The sequence below is a fragment of the uncultured Chloroflexus sp. genome (assembly GCF_937129525.1).
In the GTDB taxonomy this organism is placed as follows: domain Bacteria; phylum Chloroflexota; class Chloroflexia; order Chloroflexales; family Chloroflexaceae; genus Chloroflexus.
In genome coordinates this window covers 1-4,259 of sequence record NZ_CAKZNK010000001.1, presented here as the reverse complement: position 1 = coordinate 4,259, position 4,259 = coordinate 1, and the positions used below count along the sequence as shown (strand labels likewise).

The window sequence follows — 4,259 nt, the reverse complement described above, 5'->3', positions numbered from 1 at the left end:
AACACAATGAACGAGACAAAGTATTCGGGGCGAACGTAAGAAACAAGCAAAGCGCCAATTGCCGCTATCGATCCACTTGCCGCTATCGATCCACTATGCGGAGTGAGCTTCTGGCTTTGCCCGACGAGCAGGAGTGTCACAAGAATGAGGAGAAGCGCAAAATGCGATATACGTGGCCACGTTGCTGAATTTGCGGTTGAGACGAGCGTGAAGAGTGATAAAGCGAGACAAATCGATCGTGGAACAGAGTTCGCGCGCAATAATCCGTAAATGATTGCTGGTGTCAAGATAAGAGACAGCTTATAGTTCATGTAGTAAAGCGCTATACGATCCGGTTGGATCAACGAGAGAATCAAATACCACACTGCATACAACGGGCCGTTAGTCGGATGCGGAAGTCCTTCTGTTAATGTTTGTAATCCTATATGTAGGTAGTAGGTTTCATCATACAATCCAATATCAACAACAGATTCCAACCCGGTAGTGTATGCTAAACCTGAAGCGATGATGATAATAATCGCAAAAAGGTTACCCATATGCGGCTTTAATCTATTTATTTTGGATTTAAGATGTTGATTAAAATATGCATAAAGCATGTTACCATAGGATCAATATTTTTGTCAAGAGTGAACGATGAACAACGATCATCGCTTTGCGACAATGAAGTTCTCAACAGTGTATCGGCTTTACGTGCAGAAGGCAGAACGTAAGAATCGCACCCAGGAAGAGGTTGATCAGGTTATTTGCTGGTTGACCGGCTATAGCAGAGAAGAGCTGCAACAACAGATAGAAAAAGACAGTGATTTTCAAACATTCTTTGCTGAAGCGCCGGCGATTCACCCAAACAGTTCACTCATTAAAGGCATCATTTGCGGTGTGCGTGTGGAGGAGATTGAGGATCCGCTTATCCGCAAGGTGCGCTGTCTGGATAAGCTGATCGATGAACTCGCCAGAGGGAAAGCGTTGGCGAAGATAATGCGCTAACGCCAACGAGTTTGATCGCTGTTCAGGTATGATCAAAGCGCACTTCTGGCGCACTATGTATCAGTTTCCTGTCTATTCGTGATCAAAAAGAATGCCAGACTGGCTTTATAATCTATCCAGGCTGTGTGAGCGCAACCAAATAATACTGCGAGGTTGTTGATGGCCCTTCATCTCCGCAAGCTTCCCGCGTTTCCTTTCCGGGTCTGCCTGCTGGCGCTCGTGGTTGGTCTGATCTCATCGCCCTATCCGTCATCATCAGTTATCGCTCAGTCACCGGTGAAAGTAGTCGGCAATGGTAGCCCACAGAGTTGCACTGCGGCAGCGTTAGCGGAGGCAGTGGTCGGCGGTGGTGAAATCCGTTTCAATTGCGGCGCTGCGCCCCACACTATTACCCTCCCTGAGCCACTGGTAGTCAACGAACCACAGACGATGATCGACGGCGATGGTCTGATTACGCTTCAAGGTGATGGTGGGCGAATTATCGACCATTTCACCATCGGTTTCATCGGCGCCAGCCGGCTCGAGTTGCGCAACCTGACGATCAGTGGCGGTCGCGCGAGTGGTGGCGGCAGTGATACTGCGGCAGTCAATGGCAGTGGCGGCGCAATTCGCAGCTTTTTTGCCGCCGCTAATCCGGCGTTTACCCCCACACTGGTGATTGATCGGGTTATCTTCCGCGACAATCAATCAACCCTGACATCCGTTCCTGCTGGTCGCGACGCCTACGATTATGGCGGTGGCGCTATCTACAGTCGAGGCGGCGCCGTGGAGATTACCAACAGTCGTTTTGAAGGGAACCACGCTCACAACGGCGCCGGCGGCGCGATCCACCTCTTGCAAAGCAGTCTACTGGTTGAAGATACCGTCTTTGTGGGCAACACAGCAATCGGCGCTCGCCCTCAGGATAGCCTCGGTGGCGCAATCTCGGCTGACGGGCTTGGCGGCGCCAACCGTCGCCTGCGCGTCGTCCGCTGCCTGTTTCAAGATAATCAGACCTATAATTCTGGCGGCGCCATTCACGCCAATATGTATGAAGATAGTAGCGGTCTTGAAGTCATCGACAGCTCGTTCATCAATAATGCCGTCATCGGTGGTAGCCGCGGTCAGGGTGGCGCTATCGGCGGTGGTGGCACGGCTAGCGGCCCGGGAACCGGCAACCCAGTCGTTATCATCAGTGGCAGTTTCTTTCAAGCCAATCGCGCCAGGCGTACTCCAAATGTCAATGGCAATCCTCATGCTGATGGCTCCGGCGGGGCAATCGCCTTTCCGCAACAGGTTGCGCTGCGCATCGTCAACACAACGTTTGTTGCCAATCAGGCTGAGGGTAGCAGTTTCAATGCCAATGGCGGCGCGCTATACATCTTGAATAACCGTCCTGAACCATTCGTCATCGAGTCGAGTACCTTTGCCTATAATGAGGCTGGTTGGGTCGGCGGCGCAATCAGCCATTCCGGCAACGGCAGCGTTAGCAATACTCTGTTTGCCTACAATACAGCCGGGAATGGCGGTCAGGGCTGGAATATTCAGCAACACTGTTCGAAAGAGTTGACTCATGATGGCCGTAGTTTGCAGTATCCGCCGCGCTTGACCGGAGCTAATTTCTGGAACGATGTCACCTGCTTTGCCGGCAAGAGTTCGCCTGCTCAAACCGGCGATCCTCAGTTCCGTGATCCGCTGCTGCAATCACCTGTGGGTAACGGTGGTCCTACCTTCACAATGGCCATACCGGCTGAGAGTCCGGCGCGCGACACTGGCTCCGCCTGTCCGCCGACCGACCAGCGTGGCGTGACCAGGCCACAGCTTAACGGTTGCGATCTTGGCGCATTTGAGCTTCAGCTTTCCTTGATCGCGTTTCCTCCGCTGTTTGCCCGACAGCAAGTTCCGCCACCACTGCTGATCTACGGGGTTGATTTTACCGATGCTACCCAGGTTCTCATCAATGGTCAACCTCGTTCTACTACCTTCATCGATAATCGTCGTCTGCGGGTTACGCTGACCCTTGCCGATGTGAACAACTCTGGTCCGGTGACAGTCGGTCTCAGCGGGCCGGGTAGCGCGCTCGGTAGCACACAGATTCGGGTAGTCGATGCGGTCTATCACCTCTACAATCCGCTGGTTGTTCGACCCTGATCTCTGGCCGATGATTGAATGCACGGCGCTTGTAAGCGGCAGATCTCGCCCGTCTGCGCTGTGTTTGAGTGCAGTCCCGCTCACTCTATGGGGTGTCATGTCTCGCGTCTGGCAGTGCGCTTGACTGCCAAATGTTCACCTCTACTTAATCATTTCTTAACAATTTAATCATGGAGTCTTAACTGACCTCTTGTATTGTGTTCACGGCAAGCGTCGCTCTCTGCATCTAAACAGAGTGCTTCACCACGATGTGAACATAGCCCGACCTGATCAGGTTCAATCGGGTGATGTGCGCTTGCAGTTCGCAGATGGTAGTTGCAAGGAGAAGTGAGGCTTATGACAGGAAACGTAAAACGGTGGATCTACAGCGTGATGATGATGGCGCTCGTGTTGCCCATTGTCGCAGCTTGTGGTGGTCAGCCTGCAGTTGCGCCCACGGCAGCGCCCGCGCCCACGGCAGCGCCCGCGCCCACGGCAGCGCCCGCGCCCACGGCAGCGCCCGCGCCCACAGCAGCGCCCGCGCCGACGCAGGTTGCATTGCAGGGCGATATTTTGATCGACGGTTCGTCAACAGTGTTCCCGGTGGTGCAGGCCGCAGCGGAAGAGTTCAGCCAGCTTGCGCCGAGTGTGCGGGTGAGCGTAGGTGTCTCAGGCACTGGCGGTGGGTTCAAGAAGTTCTGCAATGGTGAGACGGATATTTCCAACGCTTCGCGGCCAATTCGGGCCTCGGAGATCGAGTTGTGCAAGCAGAACGGAATCGAGTTCATCGAGCTGCCGCTGGCCTATGACGGGTTGTCGGTGGTGGTGAACCCGCAGAACAACTGGGTGGACTGCTTGACGGTGGCCGAGCTGAAGAAGATGTGGGAGCCGGAGGCGCAGGGGGTCATCACCAACTGGAACCAGATCCGGGAAGGGTTCCCGAACCGCCCGCTGACGCTGCTGGGGCCGGGGGCTGACTCGGGCACGTTCGACTACTTCACCGAGGCGGTGATGGGCAAGGCGAAGGCCAGCCGGGGTGACTACCAGGCTTCGGAAGATGACAACGTGATCCTGGTGGGTGTGTCGGGCGACCAGGGCGCGATTGGCTACTTCGGCTTCGCGTATGTGATCGAGAATCAGGGCCGGGTGAAGCCGCTGGCGATTGA

4 protein-coding genes are annotated in these 4,259 nt (G+C 54.6%); 3 read left to right on the top strand and 1 reads right to left on the bottom strand.

The window, feature by feature from the left end:
• The coding region (locus Q0650_RS00020) for a hypothetical protein (RefSeq protein WP_298814336.1) at positions 1–536 on the bottom strand (536 nt) is incomplete at its 3' end.
• A 97-nt stretch (positions 537–633) separates the two neighbouring features.
• On the opposite strand from Q0650_RS00020, the gene Q0650_RS00015 reads away from it, so the two are divergent.
• The 3 genes from Q0650_RS00015 to Q0650_RS00005 form a co-directional block, all read left to right on the top strand.
• A complete protein-coding gene (locus tag Q0650_RS00015) occupies positions 634–984 on the top strand; it encodes a DUF2200 domain-containing protein (protein ID WP_298814333.1) in 351 nt (116 codons plus the stop codon).
• 159 nt (positions 985–1,143) lie between these two features.
• Complete coding sequence (locus tag Q0650_RS00010; RefSeq protein WP_298814327.1) at positions 1,144–3,114, top strand: choice-of-anchor Q domain-containing protein; 1,971 nt, start codon at positions 1,144–1,146, stop codon at positions 3,112–3,114.
• A gap of 336 nt (positions 3,115–3,450) precedes the next feature.
• Positions 3,451–4,259, top strand: an 809-nt coding sequence (locus Q0650_RS00005) for a PstS family phosphate ABC transporter substrate-binding protein (RefSeq protein ID WP_298814324.1), incomplete at its 3' end; no start/stop codon positions are given.